Consider the following 23,459-nt stretch of genomic DNA (forward strand, 5'->3'; position numbering starts at 1 on the left):
GCGGGGGAGGCCCCGCCCGCGCACCGACCGGCACGCTGCTGCCATGACCAGCATCGACGTCCAGAACCTCACCAAGGAGTACGGCACCCGACGAGCCGTCGACGACCTCACCTTCACCGTGCGCCCCGGCCGCGTCACCGGCTTTCTCGGCCCCAACGGCGCCGGCAAGTCCACCACCATGCGGCTCGTGCTGGGCCTGGACCGGCCCACCTCCGGGAGCGCGACCGTCGGCGGACGCGCCTACACCACCCTGTACGAGCCGCTGCGGCACGTGGGCGCCCTGCTCGACGCGGACGCCGCCCACGGCTCGCGCACCGCCCGGAACCACCTGCGGGTCCTGGCGGCGAGCAACCGCGTCCCCCACCGACGGGTCGACGAGGTGATGGAGGAGACGGGCATCGCGTCCGTGGCCGGCCGCCGGGTGAGGACGTACTCCCTGGGCATGCGCCAGCGGCTGGGCATCGCCGCCGCGCTGCTGGGCGATCCCGAAGTGGTGCTGCTGGACGAGCCGTCCAACGGGCTGGACCCCGAGGGCATCGTCTGGATCCGGGAACTGCTGCGCCGGCTGGCGGCCGAGGGGCGCACGGTCCTGGTCTCCAGTCACCTGATGAACGAGACCGCGTCCTTCGCCGACCACCTGGTCGTCCTCGGCCGGGGCCGCCTGCTGGCCGACACACCGATGCGGGAGTTCATCGACGCGCGCGTGCGGCCACGGGTCCGCGTCCGGACCTCGGACGCGACCGCGCTGAAAGCCGCACTCGCCGGGCACGGCCACGCCGCCGTGGAACACGGCGACGGGTACTGGACCGTGTCCGACGCGCGCGTGGAGGACATCGGCCGGATCGTGTCCGGCGCGGGTGTGCCCGTCCTCGAACTGACCGCGGACCAGGGCACGCTGGAGCAGGCCTACCTCGACCTGACCGCCGCCGAGACCGAGTTCGCCGCACAGCCCCAGGAGGCCTGACCATGAACCTCACGCCCGTCCTCCGCGCGGAAGCGCTCAAGGTGCTCACCCTGCGCTCGCTGTGCGGCACCCTGCTGGCCCTGTTCGCCGCCACCACGGCGTTCTCCGCGCTGGCGGGGGTGTCCGACACCTCCGACCCGGACTTCGACCCGCTGTTCATGGCGCTGTCCGGGGTCATGCCGGGCCAGATCGCGGCCATCGCCTTCGGAGCCGTCGTCGTCTCCAGCGAGTACCAGGGCAACGGCATCCGGCTCACCCTGGCCGCGGTCCCGCAGCGGGGCCGGTGGTTCGCGGCGAAGCTGGTGGTCGTCGCCGTACCGGCCCTCGCGGTCGGGCTGGTCACCGCACTCGCCGCCCTCTTCGCCGCTCGTGCCGGCCTCGGCGGGGCGGCGGACGGACTCACCGCCGGTCAGCAGGTCCGTGGCGTCGTGGGCTGTGGGATCTACCTCATGCTCATGGCCCTGTTCGCGGCCGGACTCACCACCCTCTTCCGCAGTGGCGTGGCCACCCTGTCCACCCTGATTCCGTTCATCCTCATCGTCTCCTTCGTGATCGGGGACGCGGCGGGCACCATCGCCGACTTCCTGCCGGACAAGGCGGGGCAGATCGTCCTCCGCCAGACGTACGACGGGACGCTGGGCCCCTGGACCGGGCTCGCGATGACCGCGCTGTGGGCGGCCGCCGCCCTCCTGGCCGGGTTCTGGCGACTGCGCCGCCGGGACGCCTGAGCACGCGCGGCCGGCCAGGGCCCGTCTGACGCCCCGCCAATTGTCAGTGGGGGCGGGTTTACTGGACACATGGACATCGCACGGCACCTCGCCCTCATCGACGAGCTGTGCTTCCGGCCCTTCCCGGCGGAGCACGGCCCGTCGGCCGAGGGCGCCGCGGGTCCCGGGTGCTTCTGGGCGGTGCTGAAGAGCAGTCACGGTCTCGGCGGCCGAGACCCGGCGGAGCGGGCGGTGACGGTGGAGCAGTACGAGAAGGAGCGGGACGCGCTCTGCGAACGGCTCGCACCGCGCTGGGGTTCGACGGCCCCCTGGAACCTGCAGACGGTCCTGCTGCGGACCGAGCGGGAGGAGATACCCGAGCCGTGGGCCGCCCTGAGCGCCCACGCCCGCGTGGCGTACCTCTGGGAGGTGGAGGGCACCGGCCGCTGGGCCGCCGTGGCCGTCGCCGACCGCGACGGGGCGGACGAGGTGCGGCTGCTGGCGGTGGTCACGGAGGAGGCACCACCGTGACCGTCCCGCCTACGTCTCCGGCCGTGCCTCCGCCGCGACCCGCAGCCGGGCGAACTCCTCCGCCATCGTCTGCGCAGTCCAGTGCGCGTTCAGCCCGCTCGGGTTGGGCAGCACCCACACCCGGGTACTCCCGAACATCCGCTCCTGCGGCCCGACCTGCGCCCTCCGCTCGTCGAACGCGGTCCGGTACGCGGTGACGCCGACCACGGCCAGCCAGCGGGGACGCAGCCGCGCCACCTTCGCGACCAGCAGCCGTCCGCCCTCCCGGTACTCCTCGGCGGTCAGCTCGTCCGCCCGCGCACTGGCACGCGCCACGACGTTCGTGATGCCGAGCCCGAACGACGGCAACTGGTCCTGCTCCGACGGCTTCAGCAGCCGGGGCGTGAACCCGGACAGATGCAGGACCGGCCAGAAGCGGTTGCCGGGACGCGCGAAGTGGTGGCCCGTCACCGCCGTCATCAGGCCGGGGTTGATGCCGCAGAACAGCACACGGAGACCGTCCGCGACGACGTCCGGTACGAGACGGTCGCGGGCGGCCTCCAGCTCGGCCCGGGTGAAGCGGGTCAGAGGATGGCTCCGGGGGTGTATCCGGCGGCCTCCGGGTGGCGCTTGACGATCTCCTCGATCCGGCCGACGACGACACCGACCTGGCCGGCGGCGGCGCCGGTGAAGGAGAGCTTGTCGGCCATCAGGGCGTCCAGAGCGGCCCGGTCCAGCGGGATGCGGTCGTCGGCGGCCAGCTTGTCCAGCAGCTCGTTGCGCTCGGCGCCCTGCTCGCGCATGGCCAGCGCGGAGGCGACCGCGTTCTCCTTGATCGCCTCGTGCGCGACCTCGCGGCCCACGCCGGCCCGCACCGCGCCCATCAGCACCTTGGTGGTGGCCAGGAACGGCAGGTAGCGGTCCAGCTCCCGGGCCACCACGGCCGGGAAGGCACCGAACTCGTCGAGGACGGTCAGGAACGTCTCCAGCAGGCCGTCCAGCGCGAAGAACGCGTCGGGGAGCGCCACCCGGCGCACCACCGAGCAGGACACGTCGCCCTCGTTCCACTGGTCGCCCGCCAGTTCGCCGGTCATCGAGGCGTACCCGCGCAGGATCACCATCAGGCCGTTGACGCGCTCGCAGGAGCGGGTGTTCATCTTGTGCGGCATCGCCGAGGAACCGACCTGGCCGGGCTTGAAGCCCTCGGTGACCAGCTCGTGCCCGGCCATCAGCCGGATGGTCTTGGCCAGCGACGACGGCGCCGCCGCCAGCTGCACCAGCGCGGTGACGACCTCGTAGTCCAAGGAGCGCGGGTAGACCTGGCCGACCGAGGTGAACGCCTGCGAGAAGCCGAGGTGCCCGGCGATCCGCTGCTCCAGCTCGGCGAGCTTGCCGGCGTCGCCGCCGAGCAGGTCCAGCATGTCCTGGGCGGTGCCGACCGGGCCCTTGATGCCGCGCAGCGGGTAGCGGCCGAGCAGCTCCTCCACCCGGCCGTACGCGACGAGCAGCTCGTCGGCGGCGGTGGCGAACCGCTTGCCCAGCGTCGTGGCCTGGGCGGCGACGTTGTGGGAGCGGCCGGCCATGACCAGCTCGCCGTACTCGCCGGCCAGCTTGCCGAGACGGGCCAGGACGGCCACCGCACGGTCCCGGATCAGCTCCAGCGACAGCCGGATCTGCAGCTGCTCCACGTTCTCCGTGAGGTCGCGCGAGGTCATGCCCTTGTGCACGTGCTCGTGCCCGGCGAGGTCGTTGAACTCCTCGATCCGCGCCTTCACGTCGTGCCGGGTGACCTTCTCGCGCTCGGCGATCGAGGCCAGGTCGACCTGGTCCAGGACGCGCTCGTAGTCGGCGATCGCGGCGTCGGGCACCTCGATGCCCAGGTCCTTCTGGGCCCGCAGCACGGCGAGCCAGAGCTGCCGCTCCAGCTTCACCTTCTGCTCGGGCGACCAGAGCGTGGCGAGCTCGGCGGAGGCGTAGCGTCCGGCGAGGACGTTCGGGATGCGGGGCTTGGCGGGAGCGGAAGTCACGTGGACGGATTCTACTGGCGATTCGTGCAGGTCGGCGCCGCGGGGCCGTTCGTCGGAACCTACGAACGACCCGAGGCGCCGGGGGATCACCGCGCGGGGCCTTCGTAGGGGAGCAGGTCCGGGCGCTTGGGCGGCAGGCCGTCGCCGGACGAGCGGCCGGTCAGCCTGCGGCCTATCCAGGGCAGCAGGTGCTGCCGGGCGAACCGGACGTCGGCGGTCCTGCGCGCCGCCCAGCCCGGGGGCGGGGTCGGCGGGATCGGCGCGTGCCAGTCGGGGTCCTCGGCCTCGTGACCGAGGGACTGCCACACGGCCTCCGCGACCCGGCGGTGGCCCTCGGCGGTCAGGTGCAGCCGGTCCACGTCCCACAGCCGCGGGTCGGCCAGCGAGCGGGCCGAGTAGAGGTCGACGACGACGGCACCGTGCTGTCCGGCGAGGTCGTCGATGACGGCGAACAGCGCCTCCATGCGCGGCCGGAACCGTTCCAGGACCGGGCCCTGACGGCCCGGGCTGCGCATCAGCACGAGCTGCTTGCAGTTCGGGGCGAGCCGTTCCACGGCCTGGGTCAGCAGGTCCCGCACCCGGGCCATGTCGCACTTGGGCCGCAACGTGTCGTTGAGCCCGCCGACCAGCGTGATCACGTCGGCGCCCATGGCCGCGGCCACGTCCACCTGCTCGTCGACGATCTGCCCGATCAGCTTCCCGCGCACCGCGAGGTTGGCGTACCGGAAGCCGGGGGAGCGGGCAGCCATCCGCGCGGCGAGGAGGTCGGCCCAGCCCCGGTAGGAGCCGTCGGGCAGCAGGTCCGACATGCCTTCGGTGAAGGAGTCGCCGACGGCGACGAGACTGGTGTACGTGGGGTTCGTCTGCATGGCGACGGAAATGGTATCCCCTGCACATACCCGCCGGTCGGTCGCCCTCCGGGCCTGCCACCCGGGTCCGCGCGGACACCGCTCACGTCCGTTGCCCGAACAGCTCCCGCAGCACGTCCTCCATGGTCACCAGTCCCGCGAGCCGCCCGTCCGAGCCGAGCACCGCCGCCAGGTGGGTGCGGCTGCGCCGCATGGCGGTGAGCACGTCGTCGAGCGGGGTGCGCTCGCGCACCCGGGCGATGGGACGCATGTCCCGCAGCCGGAACGGCACGTCCCGCGGCGAGGCGTCCAGGGCGTCCTTCACGTGCAGATAGCCGACGATCCGCCGCCCCTCGTCCACCACCGGGAAACGGGAGAACCCGGACTGCGCCGAGAGCCGCTCCAGCTGCTCCGGGGTGATGCCCACGCGCGCGTGGACGACGCGCTCCAGCGGCAGCACCACGTCCCGCACCGGCCGGCGGCCCAGCTCCAGGGCGTCGTGCAGCCGCTCCCTGGCCCGGTCGTCGATCAGCCCGGCCTCGCCGGCGTCCTTGACGATCTCCGCCAGTTCCGCGTCCGTGAACGTCGCCGCCACCTCGTTCTTCGCCTCGACCCTGAGCAGCTTGAGCAGCCCGTTCGCGAAGGCGTTGACCGTGAAGATCACCGGGCGCAGTGCCCGGGACAGCGCCACCAGCGGGGGCCCGAGGAGCAGCGCGCTGCGGACGGGCTCGGCCAGCGCGATGTTCTTCGGCACCATTTCGCCGAGCAGCATGTGCAGATACGTCGCCAGCGTCAGGGCGATCACGAAGGACACGGCGTGCCCCGCGCCCGACGGCACACCCACCGCGTGGAACACCGGCTCCAGCAGGTGCGCGATCGCCGGTTCCGCGACGATGCCGAGGACCAGCGTGCACAGGGTGATGCCGAGCTGCGCCGCGGCCAGCAGCGCGGACACGTGCTCCAGCCCCCACAGCACGCGCTTGGCACGCGCGTCGCCTTCTTCGGCGTACGGCTCCACCTGGCTGCGGCGCACGGAGATCAGCGCGAACTCGGCGCCCACGAAGAACGCGTTGACGACCAGCGTCGCCAGACCGATCAGCAGCTGTACGGCGGTCATCGGCCGGCCTCCCCTTCATCCTCCCCGCCGGAGCCGGAGCCGGAGCCGGAGCCGGAGCCGGAGTCCGAGCCCGGGCCGGCCGCGTCGTCCAGGGGAGCGTGCATCAGCACCCGGGCCGCCCGGCGCCCCGTGGCGTCCACGACGTCCAGCCGCCAGCCGACGACGTCCAGACGGTCGCCGACGGCGGGGATGCGCCCGAGTCCGGCCGCGATCAGCCCCGCGACCGTCTCGTACGGCCCCTCGGGCACCCGCAGCCCGAGCCGTTCCAGCCGGTCCACGCGTGCCGAACCGTCGGCCCAGTACAGCGCGTGCCCCTCCTCGTCCGTGCCGGCCGGGTCGAGGTCGGGCGTCTCGTGCGGGTCGTGCTCGTCCCGCACCTGGCCGACGACCTCCTCGACGATGTCCTCCAGCGTGGCCACCCCCGCCGTACCGCCGTACTCGTCGATCACCACGGCCATCGTGCGCCGCCCGGACAGCCGGTCCAGGAGCCGGTCCACGGTCAGTGACTCGGGCACGAGCAACGGCTCGCGCATCAGGTCGGCCACCGGCATTGCGGGCCGCCGCTCGGCGGGCACCGCCAGGACGTCCTTGACGTGCGCCGTGCCGACCACGGCGTCGAGGGTCTCCCGGTAGACGGGGAACCGGGACAACCCCGTCGCCCGCGTCGCGTTCGCCACGTCCTGGCAGGACGCCCGCGCCTCCAGGGCCACGACCTGGACCCGCGGGGTCATGACCTGCTGCGCCGTCAGGTCGGCCAGGTTCAGCGTGCGCACGAACAACTCGGCGGTGTCGGGCTCCAGCGCGCCCTCCTTCGCCGAGTGCCGGGCGAGCGCCGCCAGCTCCTGCGGCCCGCGCGCCGACGCCAGTTCCTCGGCGGGCTCCACCCCGAAGCGGCGCACGACGCGGTTGGCGGTGTTGTTCAGGTGGGTGATGAAGGGCCGGAAGGCGGTGCTGAACCAGCGCTGCGGGCCGCCCACCCGCTTGGCCACGGCCAGCGGCGAGGAGATCGCCCAGTTCTTCGGCACCAGCTCGCCGACGATCATCAGGAAGACCGTGGACAGGGCCGTGCCGAGCACCAGCGCCAGCGAGGAGGCCGCCGAACGGGAGATGCCCAGGTCCTCCAGCGGCCCGGAGATCAGCGCCGCGACCGACGGCTCGGCCAGCATGCCGACGACCAGGTTGGTGACCGTGATGCCGAGCTGCGCGCCGGAGAGCTGGAAGGTCAGGTTCCGTACGCCCTTGAGGGCGCTCGCCGCGCCCCGCTCACCCCGCGCCGCGGCCCGCTCCAGCTCGCCCCGTTCCACGGTGGTCAGGGAGAACTCGGCCGCCACGAAGGCGCCGCACGCGAGCGAGAGCAGGATCGCCACCAGCAGCAGGAGCACTTCGGTCATCGGGTCACCTCGGATCCATGATCGACCAGGAACCGGAGGTTCGCCCGATGTTCAAGCCTTCAACCTTTCGTCCGGGGCGCTCAGCCGGTGAGAGGCTTCACCCAGCGCCGCCACTGCTCCTGCGGCTCGTACCCGGCCGCCCGCCAGGCATGCTGGGCCCGCTCGTTGCCCACCAGCACCATCGCGTCCCCGCGGCGCCCGCCCAGCCGGACGAACCGCTCGCCGGCCGCGGTGAGCAGGGCCGAGCCGATGCCCCGGCGCCGCTGGTCCGGGTGCACCGCCAGCCGGTACAGGTGACAGCGCCAGCCGTCGAAGCCCGCGATCACCGTGCCCACCAGCTCCCCGCCGCGCTCGGCCAGGATCAGCGCCTCCGGGTCGCGCGTCACCAGGCGCTCCACGCCGTCCCGGTCGTCGCTGATGCTCGTCCCCTCGGCGGCCGTCTTCCAGAAGGCCAGCACGGTGTCCAGGTCCTCGGGCCCGGCGGGCCGTATGCGCAGATCACTCATGGCCGCGATCCCACCACGCGCGCCGGACCCCCGTGCGGCATTTCCGGCATGCGGACCGGCGCGGTGCTCGAGCCCGCGGTGGTCAGTCCTCTCGCAGGGCCCCCAGCACCGGGGCGAAGGCCTCCATGTACGGCTCCAGCACGGTCAGGTAGGTGAAGCCGTACCGCTCCCGCTGCGCCCGCACCTGCGCGGTGATCTGCTCCAGGGTCCCGGCCAGGAAGATGGGCAGCTCCAGCGCCTGTCCGGGCGTGAGGTGGGGCAGGTACTCCAGGTAGGGGCGGACGGCGGCGGCACGGTCCTCGGTGACGACGACCATCTGGATGAGCAGGTTCAGCTCCGCCGGTTCCTCGCGGCCCACCGCCAGCTCCCGGTAGCGGGCGACCCGCTCGTCGAGCTCCTCGGCGGTGAGGGGCGCCAGCTGTCCCGTCGCGCTGCCCCGCACGGTCCGCCCGCCGGTGAACGCGGCGACGGCGGCGTGCCGGGCGGTCAGCTCCAGCATCCGGTCGCCGTTCGCGCCGATCAGCAGCGGCACCCCGGGCCGCTGCACGGGCCGGGGCAGGTGCTCCTCGTCGCCCAGCAGCCGCTCCAGTTCCTCGACGGTGCGCCGGAGGTGGTCCACCCGCTCGCCCGGCGAACCGAAGGCCAGGCCGGCGGTGTCGTGCTCCGCGCGCACGTAGCCGGTGCCGAGCCCGAGTTCCAGGCGCCCGCCCGTCAGGGCGTCCGTGGTCGCGACCTCCCGGGCGAGCAGCGCCGGGTTCCAGAAGCCCGTGTTGAGCACGAACGTGCCGAGCCGGGGCCGCTCGGTGGCCCGGGCCGCGGCGATCAGCGCGGGGAAGGGCGCCGGCATGCCGAGGTGGTCCGGCACCAGGATCACGTCGTACCCGAGTTCCTCGGCCCGCCGGCACTTGGCGTCCCACTCGTCTGCCGGGGCGGCGCTCATGAGATTGACGCCGAAGCGGAACGGACGCGGCATGAACTCTCCTCACACACGGGTGACTTCGGGTCACGAGGAGTCAATCACCTCCGTGTGCCGGGCAGGAAGCCCCCGCCGGCCCGCCGGCCCGCCGGGCAGGCCTTGCCGTTGCTAGCGTTTCGGCGCTAGCTTCTGGGTATGGCGAAGACCCGGAAGGCCCAGCTGAACGTGCGGGTGGACGAGGGCACCGCCCGGGCGGCCCGCGAGAAGGCCCTGGCCCGGGGGATGAGCGTCAACCGCTACATCGAGGAACTGGTCCGGCAGGACACCGGGGAGGCCGGCCACACCTTCGTGGAGGCCGCCGCCGACTTCATGCGGCAGTACGAGAAGGTCTTCGCCGAGGAGGTCGGCGAGGGCCGTCGCTGAGCCCTCACGCACCCCGGATGAACGACCTCAGCATCGATCTCGCCTGGCTGCTGATGCTCGCCGAGCAGCGCACTCCCGGTGATCCCCAGGTCACCGACTGGGGCGCGCTCGTCGCGGCCGTGGCCCGCCACCGCGCCGAGATATTCGGCACCCCGGTCTACACCACCCCGCACGCCCGCGCCGCGGCCCTGCTCCAGCTGCTGATCCACGTCCCGGCGCTGGAGCGCTCCAACGCCCTGTTCGCCTCCGCGGTCGCCTACGCCTACCTGGTCGCGAGCGGGGTCAAGGTCGCCCCCGAGGCCGAGCAGGTACGGGACCTCGCGCTGCTGGTCAAGAGGGGCGAGGCGTCGGTCGAGGAGATCGCGGACGAACTGCGCCGGTGGAGCGCGTGACCTGTTGAGCGGTCCCCTCCGCGGCGGAACCCCTCGGGTCCCGCCCCGCCCGCTCGCTCTCGATGAGCTCGTTCAGCCAGCGCATCTCGCGCTCCACGGACTCCATTCCGTGGCGCTGGAGCTCAAGCGTGTAGTCGTCGAGTCGCTCCCGGGTGCGGGCCAGGGAGGCCCGCATCTTCTCCAGGCCGGCGGCGGCTCAGGACGGCCGCCAGGCCGTGCCCAGCACGCAGTACGAACTCGGCAGCGCCGGTCCGTTCTCCGGCATCATCAAGCGCCGGTAGGGACCGAGAGCGAACCCCGCGTCCCGCAGCGCCGCGACCGGTTCGCGGGACAGGTGGCAGCCACCGGACAGGGGCGGCCACAGCGTCCGGTCCAGCGCGCGCTGGGTGAAGGTCATCACCCGCCCGCCGCCCCGGCCGTGCTCGAAGAACCGCACCTGTCCGCCGGGGCGCAGGACCCGCCGCAGCTCCGCGAGCGCTCGCGGCACGTCCCGGACGCTGCAGAGCACCAACGACACCACGGCCGCGTCGAAGGCCTCGCTCTTGACCGGCAGCGCCTCCGCCGTGCCGGGTGCCACGTCCACCGGAACCTGCGCGTGCTGCGCCGCGTCCACCGCCAGGCGCCGCAGCACACGCTCCGGCTCGATGGCGACGACCTCGGAGACGGTGCCCGGGTAGTGCGAGAAGTTCAGCCCGTTGCCCGCGCCCACCTCGATCACCCGCCCGGACAGCCCGGCGAGCAGCCGCTCGCGCACGTGTGCCATGCCCATCCGGGTCTCGGCGCCCACACTCATCCGGGCGTACCAACGGGCGAACAGCGGATGGTGCACGGCATCCCGCGGCAGCCCGCGGGCCCGGACGGATGGCAGCGGCATGGGACCTCCCTCACGAGGTGACGCCTTACCGCGATTCTCCCCCGCCCGGGCCCCGCGCACCCACCGCGCCGACGACTCTCTCGGAGCCACCCCGCCGAGGCCGGGGGCCACCCGGGACTCGCACGGTTCCGGGGCCCCAGCCTCGTCGCGGACGGTGAACTCTGGTCACAAGCACCGCCGTCCCGAACGCACCGCCGTCCCGAACGCACCGCCGGTCACGGACGCCCCGCTGCCCCGGACGCACCGCCGTCCCGAACGCACCGCCGGTCACGGACGCCCCGCTGCCCCGGACGCCCCGCTGCCCCGGACGCGCCGCCGCCCCGGACACGCCGCTGCCCCGGACGCGCTGCCGCCCCGGACGCGCCGCCGGTCACGGGGCCCGCCATCGTCACGGCCGCACCGCCGGATACGGCGCGCCGCCGCCGGTCACAAGGCACCGCCGCGCGAACGCGCCGCCCGTCCGGGACATACCGCCGTCCCGAAGGCACCCCCGGTCAGGGGCCGTGCACCTCGGCGAACGCGTCCGCGTCCCACGTGCCGTCCAGCGGCGGAGCCAGCCAGTGCCGTGCCGTCGCCCGGAAGTCGGCCGGGGACAGGGACCCCGCCCCGGCCGGGACCGCGCCGACGAGGGGAGCGCCGGAGACGTCCGGGAGGTCCGCGAGGTTGCAGCGGGCGGCGAGGTCCGGGGACCCGGGCCAGCTGCCGATCACCAGCCCCGGCAGCTCCAGGCCCCGGGACCGCAGTTCGCGCGCGGTCAGCTCGGTCGTGTTCAGCGTGCCCAGGCCGGCCGACGTCACCACCAGCACCGGCGCGTCCAGCAGCCCGGCCACGTCCGCCAATGTCCCGCCGTCCGCGTCGAAGCGTACGAGGAGCCCGCCCGCGCCCTCGACCAGGACCAGATCGTGCTCGGTGGCCAGCTTGGCCGCGGCCTCCGCCACCTGCGGCGGGTGCACCGGTGCCCGCCCGGCCCGGCGCGCGGCCGTGCCCGGCGCCAACGGCTCGGGATACCGGGCCACTTCGGCGACCGTCACGTCACCCGCGAGCCGGGCCACCTCCTGGGCGTCCCCGGCCTCCTCCGGGCCCACGCCCGTCTGCGCGGCCTTCAGCACGGCCACCGACCGGCCGCCCGCCACCGCCGCCGCGGCGACGGCGGCGGTCACGACCGTCTTGCCGACCTCCGTGCCCGTACCCGTGATCACCAGTACCGGCATGTCATCCCTCCCGAGCCACCGCGCACACCGCGCGGGCGATCCGTGCCACGTCCGCGTCACCCGTGACGTACGGCGGCATGGTGTAGACCAGGTCGCGGAACGGGCGCAGCCACACGCCCTCCCGCACGGCGGCCGCCGTCGCCGCCCGCATGTCGACGTCGTGGTCCAGCTGCACCACCCCGATCGCGCCGAGCACGCGTACGTCGCGCACGCCCGGCAGCTCGGCGGCGGGCGCGAGTCCTTCGCCCAGGCCCGCCTCGATCCGCTTCACCTCGGCGAGCCAGTCCTGCCCGAGCAGCAGCCCGATCGACGCGCACGCCACGGCCGCCGCCAGCGGGTTGGCCATGAAGGTCGGCCCGTGAGCCAGCACCGGCACCTCGCCGCGCGAGATGCCCTCGGCCACCCGCGACGTGCACAGCGTGGCCGCCATGGTCAGATAACCGCCGGTCAGCGCCTTGCCCACGCACATCACGTCCGGCGTCACCGCCGCGTGCTCCGCCGCGAACAGCGCGCCCGTCCGGCCGAACCCCGTCGCGATCTCGTCGAACACCAGCAGTACGTCGTGCGCGTCGCACGCCTCCCGCAGCACCCGCAGGTACGCGGGGGAGTGGAACCGCATCCCGCCCGCGCCCTGCACCACCGGCTCCACGATCACCGCGGCCAGTTCGCCGGCGTGCCGTTCGATCAGCGACCGCAGGTGGTCGGCGTACGTCTCCTCGTACTCCGCCGGGGGCGCGTCGGCGAAGACCTGGCGCGGCAGGACGCCGGACCAGAGCTCGTGCATGCCCCCCTCCGGGTCGCACACCGACATGGGCTGCCAGGTGTCGCCGTGGTAGCCGCCGCGCCAGGTGAGCAGGCGCTGCTTGCCGGGGCGGCCGAGCGAACGCCAGTACTGCAGGCACATCTTGACGGCGACCTCGACCGACACCGACCCGGAGTCGGCGAGGAACACATGCTCCAGGCCTTCGGGTGACATGTCGACAAGGAGCTTCGCCAGCCGCACGGCGGGCTCGTGGGTGAGCCCGCCGAACATCACGTGGCTCATCCGCTCCAACTGCTCCCGTGCGGCCTCGTTCAGCACCGGGTGGTTGTAGCCGTGGATCGCCGACCACCAGGACGACATCCCGTCGACCAGTTCTCCGGAGCCGTCGGCGGGCCGCAACCGCACCCCGCTCGCCGACTCCACGACGAGCGGATCCTGCCGGCCGGGCATGGGCCCGTACGGGTGCCATACGTGCCGCCGGTCCAGCGCCAGCAACTCGGCGACGTTCAACGCGGGCTCAGGCATTGGGCGCGAGGTCCGTCCCGGCGCCGCGGCGGCGTACCGCCACCAGGTCCGTGCGGGGCTCCTCGGTGGCGCGGGCCGGCGCGGGCGTGGACGCTGACGCCGGGGCGCACACCCCACCGCCCGCGTGCGAGCCGCAGCCCCCGGCGCCCGCGCCGCCGGCGTCCGCGTGCGACCCGCATCCGCCGCCGTCCGTGTGCGAGCCGCAGCCGCCGCTCCGCGCCGAGGCCCGGTGTTCCGGCAGCGTGACCTCGCCGGTGCCCTCCACCTCGAAGCCGGCGTCCGCGATCATCTCCAGGTCCTTGTGGCCGGCCTGGCCCTCACTGGTGAGGTAGTCGCCGAGGAAGATCGAGTTGGCCAGGTGCAGGGCGAGCGGCTGCATCGTGCGCAGATGGACCTCGCGCCCGCCCGCGATGCGCACCTCGACGTCCGGGCAGACGAACCGCGTCATCGCCAGGATGCGCAGGCACCGCTGCGGGGTGAGGTGCCACTCCTTGGCCAGCGGCGTGCCCTCCATCGGGATCAGGAAGTTGACCGGCACCGAGTCCGGGTCCAGCTCGCGCAGCGAGAAGACCACGTCGACGAGGTCCTCGTCGCTCTCTCCCATGCCCGCGATGAGACCGGAACAGGCGGACAGGCCGGCCGCGTGCGCCTTGTTCACCGTGTCCACCCGGTCGGCGTACGTGTGCGTGGTGGTGATGTCGCCGTACGTCGCCTCGGAGGTGTTGAGGTTGTGGTTGTAGGCGTCGGCACCGGCCTCCCGCAGCCGCTCCGCCTGCCCGTCCGAGAGCAGCCCCAGGCAGGCGCACACCTCGACCGACTCGTTCTGCTCCTTGATGGCCTTGATGGTCTCCGAGACCCGGTCCACGTCCCGGTCGGTGGGGCCGCGGCCGCTGGCCACCAGGCACACCCGCTTGGCGCCCCCGGACACCCCCGCCGCGGCGGCCGCGGAGGCCTGGTCGGGCTTGAGCCAGGTGTACTTGAGGATCTCCGCCTTGGAGCCCAGCCGCTGGGAGCAGTACGAGCAGTCCTCGGGACACAGGCCCGACTTGAGGTTGACGAGGTAGTTGAGTTTCACCCGTCGGCCGAACCAGTGGCGGCGCACCTTTCCGGCCGCGGCCACCACGTCGAGCACGTCGTCGTCGGAAGTGGCGAGGACGGCGAGCGCCTCCTCGCGGGTCGGCGACTCGCGCCGAAGCCCCTTGTCCACCAGCGTGTTCAGCAGGTCCATGGGAGCCGATCCTGTCCTAAGGGGCCGTCCGCGGCCAAGGAGACTTTGCACAACACTGACAGATCGACGTGTGGGTATTGCCACACCTCGCGGGGGTGGCCGGACCGCTAATGTCTGTTCATTGCCTACAAAACCCCGGAGGACCGCCCATGGCGTTCGGCTGGATCGACGAGCAGGACCGCTCGCGACGCGAGGCGGGCCTCGTACGGGTGCTGCGGCCCCGCCCGGCAGCCTCGCCGCTGCTGGATCTGGCGAGCAACGACTACCTGGGACTGACCAGGCACCCCGAGGTCGTCGAAGGGGCGGTCCGGGCCGCGCGGACCTGGGGCGGCGGCGCGACCGGCTCGCGGCTCGTGACCGGCACGACCCGGCTGCACACCGAGCTCGAGCGCGAACTGGCCGAGTTCTGCGGGTTCGAGGCCGCGCTCGTCCTCTCCTCCGGCTACGCGGCCAACCTCGCCGCGGTCACCGCACTGGCACCGCACGGCAGTCTCGTCGTCTCCGACGCCGGCAACCACGCCTCGCTGATCGACGGTTGCCGGCTCGCCGGAGGCACCACCCAGGTCGTAGGGCACGCCGACCCGGACGCCGTGCGCAAGGCGCTGGCGACGCACGACGGACCCGCCGTCGTCGTCTCCGACACGGTCTTCTCGGTCGACGGCGACGCCGCGCCCCTGGACGCGCTCGCCGAGGCCTGCCGGGAGCACGGCGCCGGACTGGTCGTCGACGACGCCCACGGCCTCGGCGTGCTCGGCGACGGCGGCCGGGGTGCCCCGCAGGGGGCGGGACTCGCGGGCCGCGGCGACGTGGTCGCGACCGTCACGCTGTCCAAGTCGCTCGGCGCCCAGGGCGGCGCCGTACTGGGCCCGGCCCGGGTGATCGAGCACCTGGTCAACGTCGCCCGCACGTTCATCTTCGACACCGGACTCGCCCCCGCCGCGGCCGGGGCGGCCCTGGCGGCTCTCAGGCTGCTCGGCCGCGAGCCGGAGCGCGCGGCGCGGGCCCGTGCCGTAGCCGCCGAACTGCACGCACGCCTGACCGCCGCGGGTCTGGACGCGGTACGTCCGGACGCCGCGGTGGTCTCGGTGCGCGCGCCCTCCCCGGAGGGGGCCGTGCGATGGGCGGCCGACTGCCGTGCGGCCGGCCTGTCCGTGGGCTGCTTCCGCCCCCCTTCCGTGCCCGACGGGATCTCACGGCTCAGGCTGACCGCTCGCGGGGACCTCTCCGGGGATCAGATCGAACGCGCTGTACGGGTGATCGGCGAAACGCGGCCATGAGTCGGCGTGACACGGCCGTGCGTCGTCCGGTGCCCGCGGATCAGGCGCGGACGCCCGCGGTGAAGGCCGTCCAGCTCCCCGGGGAGAAGAGCAGGGCGGGCCCGGCCGGGTTCTTGGAGTCGCGCACGGCGAGCAGTCCGGCCCGGGGGCCGGCCGACGGACGGGCCGTCTCCACACAGTTGTTCGCCCCGGTGCTGTAGCTGCTGCGCAACCACCGCACGCCGGGCAGATCGGTGCTGACAGGGATGTTCCGGGGACGTTCGGACATGAAGCCTGACATGGTGCCTCCTTACGCGCCTGCCGCGGTCGCGGCGATGAAGTCCAACGAGTCCTCGGGCGAAAGGGCATGGATCAGAAGGGCGTTGAAGGCCTCGGTATAGGCCTCTAGGTCTTCTTTCCGTTCGAGGTGCAGGCTACTCGTCAAGTGGTCGAGAACAACCACGTCGAGATCAGAAGTGCTCGAAAATGAGAAGATTACGAAAGGGCCGGTGACACCGATGTGCGCCCCGGCGGCAAACGGCAGGACCTGGAGCCGGACATGGGGGAGCCGCGCGGCCTCGACCAGCCGGTCCAGCTGACGGGCCATCACCTCGGGCCCGCCCACCTCCCGGCGCAGCACCGCCTCGTCCAGGACCGCGATCAGCTCCAACGGCGGCTGGGCCCGCAGCACGTCCTGCCGGGCCAGTCGGACCTCCACCAGCGTGTCCAGCCGTTCCTCCGGCAGTCCGTCCACCGCGGCCCGCGTGACCGCGCGGGCGTACTCCGGCGTCTGGAGCAGCCCGGGCACCACCGTGGTCTCCAGCGTGCGCATCGCGCTGGCCTGCGACTCCAGGCTGATGAAGTCGCGGTAGGTCGGGGGCAGCACACCGCGATAGGCGTGCCACCAGTGGTTGCGGCCCCCCGCGTCCTCGGAGCGTGCCAGCATCACCAGCAGCCCCCGCAACTGCTCGTCGTCCACGCCGTACGCGTCCAGCAGTAACCGCACGTCGGCCGGTTTCGCCCCGCTCGTCCCGGTCTCGATCCGGCTGACCTTCGACTGGTGCCAGCCCACGAGCCGGGCCGCCTCGCCGCTGGTGATGCCCGCCGAAGTGCGCAGGGCGCGCAGTTCCGCGCCCAGCTTCCGACGGCGCACCACGGGACCGTGCTGCATGGGACAACTCCCCTACTCCCTATGAGCCGCCCGAATACGCTCTGCCGTCGCAGAGTTCACCGCTTCGAGCGACAGATATATGCATATCTTGGTGGATCGCCGCCCTTCGCGGGCCTGGTAATGGCAGTCTGGCGGCGAAGCACCAGTCCGGGACCGTACTCGAACCGTCCGCTCCGTGTCGGGCCCGCGGTGCCGTGAGAAAGGGACGACGTCGCCATGGCAGACCATCTGGAAGCATCCGTCACTCTGCCGAGCGATCCGGCCTCGGTGGCCGCCGCGCGGACCTATGCGGTCGGCACGCTGGCGGAATGGGGGCTGCCCGCCGACGCCGACCTGTCCGAGACCGTCCGGCTCATCGTCTCCGAACTGGCGACCAACGCGGTCCAGCACACACTGGGGCAGTCGCCCACCTTCACGGTGGACCTCGTTCTCGACCGCGACGAGCGGCTGCGCATCGGGGTCACCGACAGCCACCCGCGCTTCCCCAAGCGCCTGCCCGCCGCCGTCCAGCAGGACAACGGGCGGGGCATGGTGATCATCCGCTGGCTGACCGCCGAGTGCGGCGGCAGGCTGAGGGTCCGGCCCACGCGCGAGGGAGGCAAGACCGTCTCGATCGAACTGCCCTGGACACCGGGCCGGCCGAGCGCACCCGCGGGGGTGACGACGGGGGAGAGCGCCGTCACCCCCGCGGGCGGGCTACTTGACCCGGCCGTACCAGACGCTTGACGTCCAGATCTTCTGCAGGCGCACCACGTCCCCGGTCTTCGGGGCGTGCCAGAGCTTGCCCTTCCCCGCGTAGATGCCGACGTGGTACACGCTGCGGCCCGAGTGGAAGAACACCAGGTCTCCCGCCCTGCGGTTCTTGGCGGAGACGTGGCGGGTCTTGTTGTACTGCTGGGCCGCGGTACGCGGCAGCTTCTTGCCGGCCTTCTTGAACGAGTACAGCGTCAGGCCGGAACAGTCGAACCGGTGGGGGCCGGTGGCGCCCCAGCGGTACGGGGCACCCTTCTTCGAGGCCGCGACCTTGAGGGCCTTCGCCGCATGGCTCGCCGCGGACGCCTCCGAGGCGACACCGGGAACCACGACGGAGCCGCCCACGGCGGCGAGGGTGAGGGCCGAGGCCGTACCGGCACGGGCCATCAGGGACGGGACACGATTGAGCGCGGACATGCGCAACCCTTCGTCAGCCGCCTGTGAAGGATGACCTGTCGGATTCGGGCTGGCGAAGTTGCCCGGCCGCACGCGTGCGGCTTCACCCCAAGGACCGCTCGGCCCGGCTCCTCTCGCGAGGACGGCCGTGCCGGCGACCCGTCGTGCTCGGGTCCTCCACTCCTGCCGATCCACTTCCCTTGCGACCGGTCGTCCGGACGGTGGCAGGACTCGGCGTCCGCCCGGACCGCCCCGCCGCCGCGGCGGGGGCTTGTCGTCAGTCACGGATCTTGTCCCGCCCCAGGGGAAATTCCCAACGGAACGTGCTCCTTGTGTTGTTACGTGCCGCTCACCCGTTCGGGTTGACGCCCCGGGATCCGGGGAGCCGGCGAGTGCGGTGGCGGCGCCGGGACCAGCGGCGAAGTGGTGCGTCCCACAGGTCGGCAGCGCCGGTGCCGCAACTTCGACCGGTGACGAATCGGACGTGTTCCTACGCCGATAGGGGGTACGCCTTTTGGTCCGTTTCGGATCGGTTCGTCGCGAGCCGGGATCGTCGAAGCGGACATGCGGGACGTATCCCGCCGAAAGTGGGCACGCTGGAAACCGCCGACGGCATCGGTAATCACTCGGTCAAAACCGGGTGACGTGGCCGTAACACTCTAGCCCTAGTCTGCACCCCGATCCACCTGCGGTTTTCCGCGCACCGGTAGGTGAATTCCGATCTGTTCGTGTGTGTTACATCTAGAGCCGTCGCGGCAGCCGCGACAGCCGGACCGTCCGGTCCTGGCGTCATGCCCTGTGAGGTGGTAAATGCAACTGACCCCGCACGAGCAGGAGAGACTGCTCATCCATGTGGCCGCCGACGTGGCGGAGAAGCGCCGCGTACGAGGCGTGAAGCTCAACCATCCCGAGGTCGTCGCGCTGATCACCGCGCACGTCCTCGAAGGCGCCCGGGACGGGCGCAGCGTCGGTGAACTCATGTCCTCCGGACGCAAGCTCGTCCAGCGCGACGAGGTCATGGAGGGTGTCCCCGAGATGATCCACGACGTGCAGGTCGAGGCCACCTTCCCCGACGGCACCAAGCTGGTCACCGTCCACGAACCGATCATCTGACGGGGGCCGCAGTCGTGATCCCCGGAGAGATCCTGTTCGCGGACGAGCCGGTCGCTTTCAACGAAGGCCGCGAAGTCACCCGCCTGACCGTGCTCAACACCGCCGACCGGCCCGTCCAGGTCGGCTCCCACTACCATTTCGCCGAGGTCAACCCCGGTCTCGAGTTCGACCGCGGCGCGGCGCACGGCAGGCGGCTGGACATCGCCGCCGGCACCGCCGTCCGGTTCGAGCCGGGCATCCCCGTCGACGTACGGCTGATCCCCCTTGCGGGGGCCCGTGTCGTCGTCGGTCTGCGCGGCGCGACCGGAGGTGCCCTCGATGCCTGAGCTGTCCCGCCCCGCCTACGCCGACCTGTTCGGCCCGACCACCGGCGACCGCATCCGCCTCGCCGACACCGACCTCCTCGTCGAGATCGAGGAGGACCGCTCGGGCGGTCCCGGCCGCTCCGGCGACGAGGCCGTCTTCGGCGGCGGCAAGGTACTGCGCGAGTCCATGGGGCAGGCGCGCACCACCCGGGCCGAAGGCGCTCCCGACACGGTGATCACCGGAGCCGTGATCATCGACCACTGGGGGATCGTCAAGGCCGACATCGGCATCCGCGACGGCCGGATCACCGGCATCGGCAAGTCCGGCAACCCGGACACCATGGACGGTGTCCACCCCGACCTGGTCATCGGCCCCGAGACCGAGATCGTCGCGGGCAACGGCAAGATCGTCACCGCGGGCGGCATCGACACCCACGTCCACTTCATCGCGCCGAACGCCGTCGACGAGGCACTGGCGTCCGGCATCACCACGCTCATCGGCGGTGGCACGGGCCCGGCCGAGGGCAGCAAGGCGACCACCGTCACGCCCGGCGCCCGGCATCTCGCGTGGATGTTCGCCGCCCTGGAGTCCAGCCCCGTCAACATCGGCTTCCTCGGCAAGGGCAGCACCATGTCGAAGGAGTCCATGCGCGACCAACTGCGCGCCGGCGTCCTCGGCTTCAAGATCCACGAGGACTGGGGCGCGACCCCCGCCGTCATCTCCGCCTGCCTGGACGTGTGCGAGGAGTCCGGCGTCCAGCTGGCCGTCCACTCCGACACCCTGAACGAGGCAGGCTTCGTCGGCGACACCTTCGACGCGGTCGCGGGCCGCACCCTGCACGCCTTCCACGTCGAGGGCGCCGGCGGCGGCCACGCGCCTGACATGATCACGGCGGTGTCACTGCCCAACATGCTGCCGGCGTCCACCAACCCGACCCGGCCGCACACCGTCAACACCATCGAGGAACACCTCGACATGCTGATGGTCTGCCACCACCTGAACCCCGCCGTCCCCGAGGACCTGGCCTTCGCCGAGTCCCGGATCCGGCCCAGCACCATCGCGGCCGAGGACATCCTGCACGACATGGGGGCGATCTCCATCATGTCGTCCGACGCCCAGGCCATGGGGCGCATCGGCGAGGTGATCCTGCGGACCTGGCAGACCGCGCACGTGATGAAGCGCAGGCGCGGCCTCCTGCCCGGCGACACCCGTGCGGACAACCTCCGCGCCCGTCGCTATGTCGCCAAGTACACCATCAACCCCGCCGTCGCCCAGGGCATCGAGCACGAGGTCGGCTCCGTCGAGACCGGCAAGCTCGCCGACCTGGTGCTCTGGGACCCCCGCTTCTTCGGTGTGAAGCCGCAGCTCGTCATCAAGGGCGGCCAGATCGCGTACGCGCAGATGGGCGACGCGAACGCCTCCATCCCCACGCCGCAGCCCGTGCTGCCGCGCCCGATGTACGGGGCGATGGGGACCGCTCCCGCCGGCAACTCGGTGAACTTCGTCTCCGAGCAGGCCGTCGAGGACGGGCTGGCGGAGCGGCTCGGGCTCGGGCGGGCGTTCGTGCCCATCCGGTCGACGCGCGGCCGGACCAAGGCGGACATGCGGGAGAACGACGCGCTGCCCCGTGTGGAGGTCGCCGCGGACTCGTTCGCGGTGACCATCGACGGCGAACTCGTCGAGCCCGCTCCCGTCGCCGAGCTGCCGCTGGCCCAGCGGTACTTCCTCTTCTGAGCGCCGGGATGAGCCGCGCAGCACTGCTCGTCCTCGCGGACGGCCGCTTCCCCGCCGGAGGGCACGCCCACTCCGGCGGGGCGGAGGCCGCCGTCCGGGCGGGACGCGTCACCGACGCCGCGAGCCTGGAGGCCTTCTGCCGGGGGCGGTTGCACACGAGCGGGGTCGTCGCGGCGTGCGTCGCGGCGGCCGCCGCCCTCGGGGCCGATCCCGGGGACCTCGACCGCGCCGTCGACGCCCGCACCCCGTCGCCCGCCCTGCGGGCGGCCGGGCGCAGGCTGGGGCGGCAGCTGATGCGGGCCGCCCGGGCGACCTGGCCGAGCCCCGAACTCGACGCCGTGGCCTCGCTGTTCCCCAAGGGCGCCCATCAGCCCGTCGTGCTGGGGGCGGCCGCCCGCGCGGCCGGTCTCGGGGCACTCGACGCCGCGTACTGCTCCCTCTACGAGGGGGTGAGCGGGCCGGCGACCGCCGTCGTGCGGCTGCTCGGTCTCGATCCGTTCGACGCGACGGGGGTGCTGGCCCGGCTCGCGGACGACATGGACCGGGTGGCGCGGGACGCGGTGGAGACGGCCGAGCGGGTCGTCTCCGACGGGGTCGGGGTGCTGCCGGCGCGGTCCGCGCCGTTGCTGGAGATCGGGGCGGAGGCGCATGCCGCCCGGGCCGTGCGGTTGTTCGCCTCGTAGGTGGGGATTCGCCCCGGCCGCCCCTTGCCTTCCCGACCCCAGGGGCTCTGCCCCTTCCACACCGCCAGGGGGCTCTGCCCCCTGGCCCCCTTTCGGCCTGAACGGCCTCGTCCTCAAACGCCGGACGGGGCTGAGGAGGCCGGTCCAAGATTTCATAGGAGCTGTTCGTGCATCTTGATCATCACCTCGAATCTCCCGCAGCCGTCTCCGCCGACGCCCGGCGGCCCGACGGGAGCCGTCGTGCGCTGCGCATCGGGCTCGGCGGGCCCGTCGGGTCCGGGAAGACCGCCACCGTCGCCGCGCTGTGCCGGGCGCTGCGGGAGGAGTTGTCCCTCGCCGTGGTGACCAACGACATCTACACCCGGGAGGACGCCGAGTTCCTGCTCCGCGAGGCCGTGCTGCCGCCCGAGCGGATCACCGCCGTGGAGACCGGCGCCTGCCCGCACACCGCGATCCGGGACGACATCTCCGCCAACCTGGAGGCCGTCGAGGACCTGGAGGACGAGGTCGGGCCGCTCGACCTGGTCCTGGTGGAGTCCGGCGGGGACAACCTCACCGCCACCTTCTCCAGGGGTCTCGTCGACGCGCAGGTGTTCGTGATCGACGTGGCGGGCGGCGACGACATCCCGCGCAAGGGCGGGCCCGGAGTCGCCACCGCCGACCTGCTGATCGTCAACAAGACCGACCTCGCGCCCTACGTCGGTTCCGACCTCGGGCGGATGGCCGCGGACGCCAAGACGGTGCGCGGTGAACTGCCCGTCGTGCTCCAGTCGTTGCGGAGCGAGGACGGGGTGCGCGAGGTCGCCGACTGGGTGCGGGAGCGGATCGCCGCGTGGACCGCGTGACCACCGCGCCGGGCGGCGTCCGGGCGAGCGCACGCGTCCTCGCCCGCTGCGACGGGCGCGGCGGCACCGTGCTGCCGGTGCTGGAGGGCGAAGGTCCCCTCGCCGTGCGCCGGACCCGGGGGAGCGGAGCCGAGGCCCGGGTGATGCTGGTCGGCGCGATGAGCGGACCGCTGGGCGGCGACCACTTCACGGTGGGGGTCCACGCGGAGCGCGGCGCCCGCCTGCGCGTGGGCTCGGCCGCCGCCACGCTCGCGCTGCCCGGCCAGGACGAGGCCGGGGCCCGCTACGACGTCCGGCTCACCGTCGACGACGATGCCGAGCTGTGCTGGGTGCCGGAGCAGTTGATCTCCGGCGGCGGCAGCGATCTGCACGTCACCACGTCCGTCGACCTCGCCGCCGGGGCACGGCTGCTGCTGCGCGAGGAGCAGGTGCTGGGGCGGGCCGGAGAGGAACCCGGCCGCCTCACCAGCCGTCTGACCGTGCGGATCGACGGAAGCTGTGTCCTCGACCAGGAACTGGCCTGCGGTCCCGGCGCGCCGGGCGGCTGGGACGGACCGGCGGGCCTGGCGGGACACCGTGCCGTCGGCCAGCTGGTCGTCGTACGGCCTCAGTTCGGCGACGAACCGCCGGCGGCGCGGGTGTTCGAGGAGGGCGCGGCCGTCATGCCGCTCGGCGGGTCCGCCGCCCTGGTGACCGCGGTGGCACCGGACGGGCTGCGGCTGCGACGGCTGCTGGACGCAGCCCTGGCCACGCTGGACTGAGGACCGCGTCGGCGAGTCCGTCGATCGAACGCGATTCTC

The 23,459-nt window shown here is 73.0% G+C and carries 27 protein-coding genes, 1 pseudogene and 1 riboswitch; of the genes and pseudogenes, 13 read left to right on the forward strand and 15 right to left on the reverse strand.

What is annotated here, in order from left to right; all coding sequences use genetic code 11:
• The first annotated feature begins 43 nt into the window (after nucleotides 1–43).
• The 3 genes from NI25_RS33105 (at nucleotide 44) to NI25_RS33115 (ending at nucleotide 2,202) form a co-directional block, all read left to right on the forward strand.
• Nucleotides 44–964, forward strand: coding sequence for an ABC transporter ATP-binding protein (locus NI25_RS33105; protein ID WP_061445978.1), 921 nt, complete (start codon nucleotides 44–46; stop codon nucleotides 962–964).
• Between the two features lie 2 nt (nucleotides 965–966).
• Nucleotides 967–1,692 carry an ABC transporter permease subunit gene (locus tag NI25_RS33110; protein ID WP_061445979.1) on the forward strand — a complete coding sequence of 242 codons (726 nt, stop codon included), beginning with the start codon at nucleotides 967–969 and terminating at the stop codon, nucleotides 1,690–1,692.
• Nucleotides 1,693–1,761: 69 nt separating this feature from the next.
• On the forward strand, nucleotides 1,762–2,202 hold the full coding sequence (locus NI25_RS33115; protein ID WP_061445980.1) for a hypothetical protein: 441 nt from the start codon (nucleotides 1,762–1,764) through the stop codon (nucleotides 2,200–2,202).
• A 9-nt stretch (nucleotides 2,203–2,211) separates the two neighbouring features.
• On the opposite strand, the gene mug is transcribed toward NI25_RS33115, so the two are convergent.
• The 7 genes from mug to NI25_RS33150 all read right to left on the reverse strand — a co-directional run bounded on the left by mug (nucleotide 2,212) and on the right by NI25_RS33150 (nucleotide 9,043).
• On the reverse strand, nucleotides 2,212–2,769 hold the full coding sequence (mug, locus tag NI25_RS33120) for a G/U mismatch-specific DNA glycosylase (protein ID WP_078884923.1): 558 nt from the start codon (nucleotides 2,767–2,769) through the stop codon (nucleotides 2,212–2,214).
• A complete protein-coding gene (purB, locus tag NI25_RS33125; protein WP_061445982.1) occupies nucleotides 2,766–4,208 on the reverse strand; it encodes an adenylosuccinate lyase in 1,443 nt (480 codons plus the stop codon). The genes mug and purB overlap by 4 nt, the downstream gene beginning before the upstream one ends.
• Nucleotides 4,209–4,294: 86 nt before the next feature.
• Nucleotides 4,295–5,077, reverse strand: a complete 783-nt coding sequence (locus tag NI25_RS33130) for an SGNH/GDSL hydrolase family protein (protein ID WP_061445983.1) — start codon at nucleotides 5,075–5,077, stop codon at nucleotides 4,295–4,297.
• A gap of 82 nt (nucleotides 5,078–5,159) precedes the next feature.
• On the reverse strand, nucleotides 5,160–6,173 hold the full coding sequence (locus NI25_RS33135; protein WP_061445984.1) for a hemolysin family protein: 1,014 nt from the start codon (nucleotides 6,171–6,173) through the stop codon (nucleotides 5,160–5,162).
• Nucleotides 6,170–7,564, reverse strand: coding sequence for a hemolysin family protein (locus NI25_RS33140; RefSeq protein ID WP_061445985.1), 1,395 nt, complete (start codon nucleotides 7,562–7,564; stop codon nucleotides 6,170–6,172). Before NI25_RS33140 ends, NI25_RS33135 begins: the two co-directional genes overlap by 4 nt.
• 80 nt (nucleotides 7,565–7,644) lie before the next feature.
• The gene (locus tag NI25_RS33145) at nucleotides 7,645–8,070 is read right to left on the reverse strand and encodes a GNAT family N-acetyltransferase (RefSeq protein ID WP_061445986.1); all 426 of its coding nucleotides are present in this window, start codon (nucleotides 8,068–8,070) and stop codon (nucleotides 7,645–7,647) included.
• A gap of 82 nt (nucleotides 8,071–8,152) precedes the next feature.
• On the reverse strand, nucleotides 8,153–9,043 hold the full coding sequence (locus NI25_RS33150) for an LLM class F420-dependent oxidoreductase (protein ID WP_061445987.1): 891 nt from the start codon (nucleotides 9,041–9,043) through the stop codon (nucleotides 8,153–8,155).
• 138 nt (nucleotides 9,044–9,181) lie between these two features.
• Between NI25_RS33150 and NI25_RS33155 the strand changes: the two genes are divergently transcribed.
• Both NI25_RS33155 and NI25_RS33160 read left to right on the forward strand, forming a co-directional pair.
• Nucleotides 9,182–9,409, forward strand: a complete 228-nt coding sequence (locus tag NI25_RS33155; protein ID WP_061445988.1) for a toxin-antitoxin system, antitoxin component — start codon at nucleotides 9,182–9,184, stop codon at nucleotides 9,407–9,409.
• Between the two features lie 17 nt (nucleotides 9,410–9,426).
• Complete coding sequence (locus NI25_RS33160; RefSeq protein ID WP_061445989.1) at nucleotides 9,427–9,801, forward strand: hypothetical protein; 375 nt, start codon at nucleotides 9,427–9,429, stop codon at nucleotides 9,799–9,801.
• Here NI25_RS33160 and NI25_RS38080 read toward each other — a convergent pair.
• From NI25_RS38080 to bioB, 5 genes and pseudogenes are all read right to left on the reverse strand, one after another.
• Nucleotides 9,740–9,985 (reverse strand): annotated as a pseudogene (locus NI25_RS38080) (PadR family transcriptional regulator); the annotation flags it as partial. The gene NI25_RS33160 and the pseudogene NI25_RS38080 sit on opposite strands and share 62 nt — an antisense overlap.
• Nucleotides 9,986–9,997: 12 nt before the next feature.
• Nucleotides 9,998–10,675, reverse strand: a complete 678-nt coding sequence (locus NI25_RS33165; RefSeq protein WP_061445990.1) for a class I SAM-dependent methyltransferase — start codon at nucleotides 10,673–10,675, stop codon at nucleotides 9,998–10,000.
• Between the two features lie 494 nt (nucleotides 10,676–11,169).
• Nucleotides 11,170–11,886 carry a dethiobiotin synthase gene (gene bioD, locus NI25_RS33170; RefSeq protein WP_061445991.1) on the reverse strand — a complete coding sequence of 239 codons (717 nt, stop codon included), beginning with the start codon at nucleotides 11,884–11,886 and terminating at the stop codon, nucleotides 11,170–11,172.
• A gap of 1 nt (nucleotide 11,887) precedes the next feature.
• Nucleotides 11,888–13,174: an adenosylmethionine--8-amino-7-oxononanoate transaminase gene (locus NI25_RS33175; RefSeq protein WP_061445992.1), complete on the reverse strand. Its 1,287-nt coding sequence runs from the start codon at nucleotides 13,172–13,174 to the stop codon at nucleotides 11,888–11,890.
• A complete protein-coding gene (gene bioB / locus NI25_RS33180; RefSeq protein ID WP_061445993.1) occupies nucleotides 13,167–14,402 on the reverse strand; it encodes a biotin synthase BioB in 1,236 nt (411 codons plus the stop codon). The genes NI25_RS33175 and bioB overlap by 8 nt, the downstream gene beginning before the upstream one ends.
• A gap of 149 nt (nucleotides 14,403–14,551) precedes the next feature.
• Here bioB and NI25_RS33185 point away from each other — a divergent pair, with 149 nt between their 5' ends.
• Nucleotides 14,552–15,679, forward strand: a complete 1,128-nt coding sequence (locus NI25_RS33185; protein ID WP_061445994.1) for an 8-amino-7-oxononanoate synthase — start codon at nucleotides 14,552–14,554, stop codon at nucleotides 15,677–15,679.
• A gap of 40 nt (nucleotides 15,680–15,719) precedes the next feature.
• Here NI25_RS33185 and NI25_RS33190 read toward each other — a convergent pair whose 3' ends face one another.
• Nucleotides 15,720–15,947 (reverse strand): DUF397 domain-containing protein, encoded by a 228-nt coding sequence (locus NI25_RS33190; RefSeq protein WP_061447197.1) that lies wholly within the window; start codon nucleotides 15,945–15,947, stop codon nucleotides 15,720–15,722.
• A 21-nt stretch (nucleotides 15,948–15,968) separates the two neighbouring features.
• Nucleotides 15,969–16,829, reverse strand: a complete 861-nt coding sequence (locus tag NI25_RS33195) for a helix-turn-helix domain-containing protein (protein WP_061445995.1) — start codon at nucleotides 16,827–16,829, stop codon at nucleotides 15,969–15,971.
• Between the two features lie 216 nt (nucleotides 16,830–17,045).
• Here NI25_RS33195 and NI25_RS33200 point away from each other — a divergent pair, with 216 nt between their 5' ends.
• The gene (locus NI25_RS33200; RefSeq protein ID WP_061445996.1) at nucleotides 17,046–17,555 is read left to right on the forward strand and encodes an ATP-binding protein; all 510 of its coding nucleotides are present in this window, start codon (nucleotides 17,046–17,048) and stop codon (nucleotides 17,553–17,555) included.
• Here NI25_RS33200 and NI25_RS33205 read toward each other — a convergent pair.
• Nucleotides 17,526–17,999, reverse strand: coding sequence for a C40 family peptidase (locus NI25_RS33205; RefSeq protein WP_061445997.1), 474 nt, complete (start codon nucleotides 17,997–17,999; stop codon nucleotides 17,526–17,528). The two genes, NI25_RS33200 and NI25_RS33205, sit on opposite strands and share 30 nt — an antisense overlap.
• 3 nt (nucleotides 18,000–18,002) lie before the next feature.
• Nucleotides 18,003–18,225, reverse strand: a riboswitch (cyclic di-AMP (ydaO/yuaA leader).
• Between the two features lie 563 nt (nucleotides 18,226–18,788).
• On the opposite strand from NI25_RS33205, the gene NI25_RS33210 reads away from it, so the two are divergent.
• The 6 genes from NI25_RS33210 (at nucleotide 18,789) to NI25_RS33235 (ending at nucleotide 23,420) form a co-directional block, all read left to right on the forward strand.
• Nucleotides 18,789–19,091: an urease subunit gamma gene (locus NI25_RS33210; RefSeq protein WP_061445998.1), complete on the forward strand. Its 303-nt coding sequence runs from the start codon at nucleotides 18,789–18,791 to the stop codon at nucleotides 19,089–19,091.
• A gap of 14 nt (nucleotides 19,092–19,105) precedes the next feature.
• A complete protein-coding gene (locus NI25_RS33215) occupies nucleotides 19,106–19,417 on the forward strand; it encodes an urease subunit beta (RefSeq protein WP_061445999.1) in 312 nt (103 codons plus the stop codon).
• Entirely contained in the window at nucleotides 19,410–21,131 is a 1,722-nt protein-coding gene (locus NI25_RS33220) for an urease subunit alpha (protein ID WP_061446000.1), read from the forward strand. Before NI25_RS33215 ends, NI25_RS33220 begins: the two co-directional genes overlap by 8 nt.
• An 8-nt stretch (nucleotides 21,132–21,139) precedes the next feature.
• Complete coding sequence (locus tag NI25_RS33225; RefSeq protein WP_061446001.1) at nucleotides 21,140–21,814, forward strand: urease accessory protein UreF; 675 nt, start codon at nucleotides 21,140–21,142, stop codon at nucleotides 21,812–21,814.
• Nucleotides 21,815–21,981: 167 nt separating this feature from the next.
• Nucleotides 21,982–22,659: an urease accessory protein UreG gene (gene ureG / locus NI25_RS33230; RefSeq protein ID WP_061446002.1), complete on the forward strand. Its 678-nt coding sequence runs from the start codon at nucleotides 21,982–21,984 to the stop codon at nucleotides 22,657–22,659.
• Nucleotides 22,656–23,420 (forward strand): urease accessory protein UreD, encoded by a 765-nt coding sequence (locus tag NI25_RS33235; protein ID WP_061447198.1) that lies wholly within the window; start codon nucleotides 22,656–22,658, stop codon nucleotides 23,418–23,420. Before ureG ends, NI25_RS33235 begins: the two co-directional genes overlap by 4 nt.
• The last annotated feature ends 39 nt before the right edge of the window (nucleotides 23,421–23,459 follow it).

The sequence above is a fragment of the Streptomyces sp. CCM_MD2014 genome (assembly GCF_000772045.1).
Taxonomy (GTDB): Bacteria; Actinomycetota; Actinomycetes; order Streptomycetales; family Streptomycetaceae; genus Streptomyces; species Streptomyces salinarius.

Excerpts from the sequence above, each read along its gene's own strand:
- NI25_RS33165 (WP_061445990.1), bottom strand. The coding sequence starts at position 10,675 with ATGCCGCTGCCATCCGTCCGGGCCCGCGGGCTGCCGCGGGATGCCGTG.
- NI25_RS33210 (WP_061445998.1), top strand. The coding sequence starts at position 18,789 with ATGCAACTGACCCCGCACGAGCAGGAGAGACTGCTCATCCATGTGGCC.
- NI25_RS33150 (WP_061445987.1), bottom strand. The coding sequence starts at position 9,043 with ATGCCGCGTCCGTTCCGCTTCGGCGTCAATCTCATGAGCGCCGCCCCG.
- NI25_RS33225 (WP_061446001.1), top strand. The coding sequence starts at position 21,140 with ATGAGCCGCGCAGCACTGCTCGTCCTCGCGGACGGCCGCTTCCCCGCC.
- NI25_RS33195 (WP_061445995.1), bottom strand. The coding sequence starts at position 16,829 with ATGCAGCACGGTCCCGTGGTGCGCCGTCGGAAGCTGGGCGCGGAACTG.
- NI25_RS33110 (WP_061445979.1), top strand. The coding sequence starts at position 967 with ATGAACCTCACGCCCGTCCTCCGCGCGGAAGCGCTCAAGGTGCTCACC.
- NI25_RS33175 (WP_061445992.1), bottom strand. The coding sequence starts at position 13,174 with ATGCCTGAGCCCGCGTTGAACGTCGCCGAGTTGCTGGCGCTGGACCGG.
- NI25_RS33185 (WP_061445994.1), top strand. The coding sequence starts at position 14,552 with ATGGCGTTCGGCTGGATCGACGAGCAGGACCGCTCGCGACGCGAGGCG.
- NI25_RS33160 (WP_061445989.1), top strand. The coding sequence starts at position 9,427 with ATGAACGACCTCAGCATCGATCTCGCCTGGCTGCTGATGCTCGCCGAG.
- NI25_RS33205 (WP_061445997.1), bottom strand. The coding sequence starts at position 17,999 with ATGTCCGCGCTCAATCGTGTCCCGTCCCTGATGGCCCGTGCCGGTACG.
- NI25_RS33135 (WP_061445984.1), bottom strand. The coding sequence starts at position 6,173 with ATGACCGCCGTACAGCTGCTGATCGGTCTGGCGACGCTGGTCGTCAAC.
- bioD (WP_061445991.1), bottom strand. The coding sequence starts at position 11,886 with ATGCCGGTACTGGTGATCACGGGTACGGGCACGGAGGTCGGCAAGACG.
- NI25_RS33200 (WP_061445996.1), top strand. The coding sequence starts at position 17,046 with ATGGCAGACCATCTGGAAGCATCCGTCACTCTGCCGAGCGATCCGGCC.
- NI25_RS33105 (WP_061445978.1), top strand. The coding sequence starts at position 44 with ATGACCAGCATCGACGTCCAGAACCTCACCAAGGAGTACGGCACCCGA.
- NI25_RS33220 (WP_061446000.1), top strand. The coding sequence starts at position 19,410 with ATGCCTGAGCTGTCCCGCCCCGCCTACGCCGACCTGTTCGGCCCGACC.
- NI25_RS33140 (WP_061445985.1), bottom strand. The coding sequence starts at position 7,564 with ATGACCGAAGTGCTCCTGCTGCTGGTGGCGATCCTGCTCTCGCTCGCG.
- bioB (WP_061445993.1), bottom strand. The coding sequence starts at position 14,402 with ATGGACCTGCTGAACACGCTGGTGGACAAGGGGCTTCGGCGCGAGTCG.
- NI25_RS33155 (WP_061445988.1), top strand. The coding sequence starts at position 9,182 with ATGGCGAAGACCCGGAAGGCCCAGCTGAACGTGCGGGTGGACGAGGGC.
- NI25_RS33115 (WP_061445980.1), top strand. The coding sequence starts at position 1,762 with ATGGACATCGCACGGCACCTCGCCCTCATCGACGAGCTGTGCTTCCGG.
- NI25_RS33190 (WP_061447197.1), bottom strand. The coding sequence starts at position 15,947 with ATGTCCGAACGTCCCCGGAACATCCCTGTCAGCACCGATCTGCCCGGC.
- NI25_RS33130 (WP_061445983.1), bottom strand. The coding sequence starts at position 5,077 with ATGCAGACGAACCCCACGTACACCAGTCTCGTCGCCGTCGGCGACTCC.
- NI25_RS33145 (WP_061445986.1), bottom strand. The coding sequence starts at position 8,070 with ATGAGTGATCTGCGCATACGGCCCGCCGGGCCCGAGGACCTGGACACC.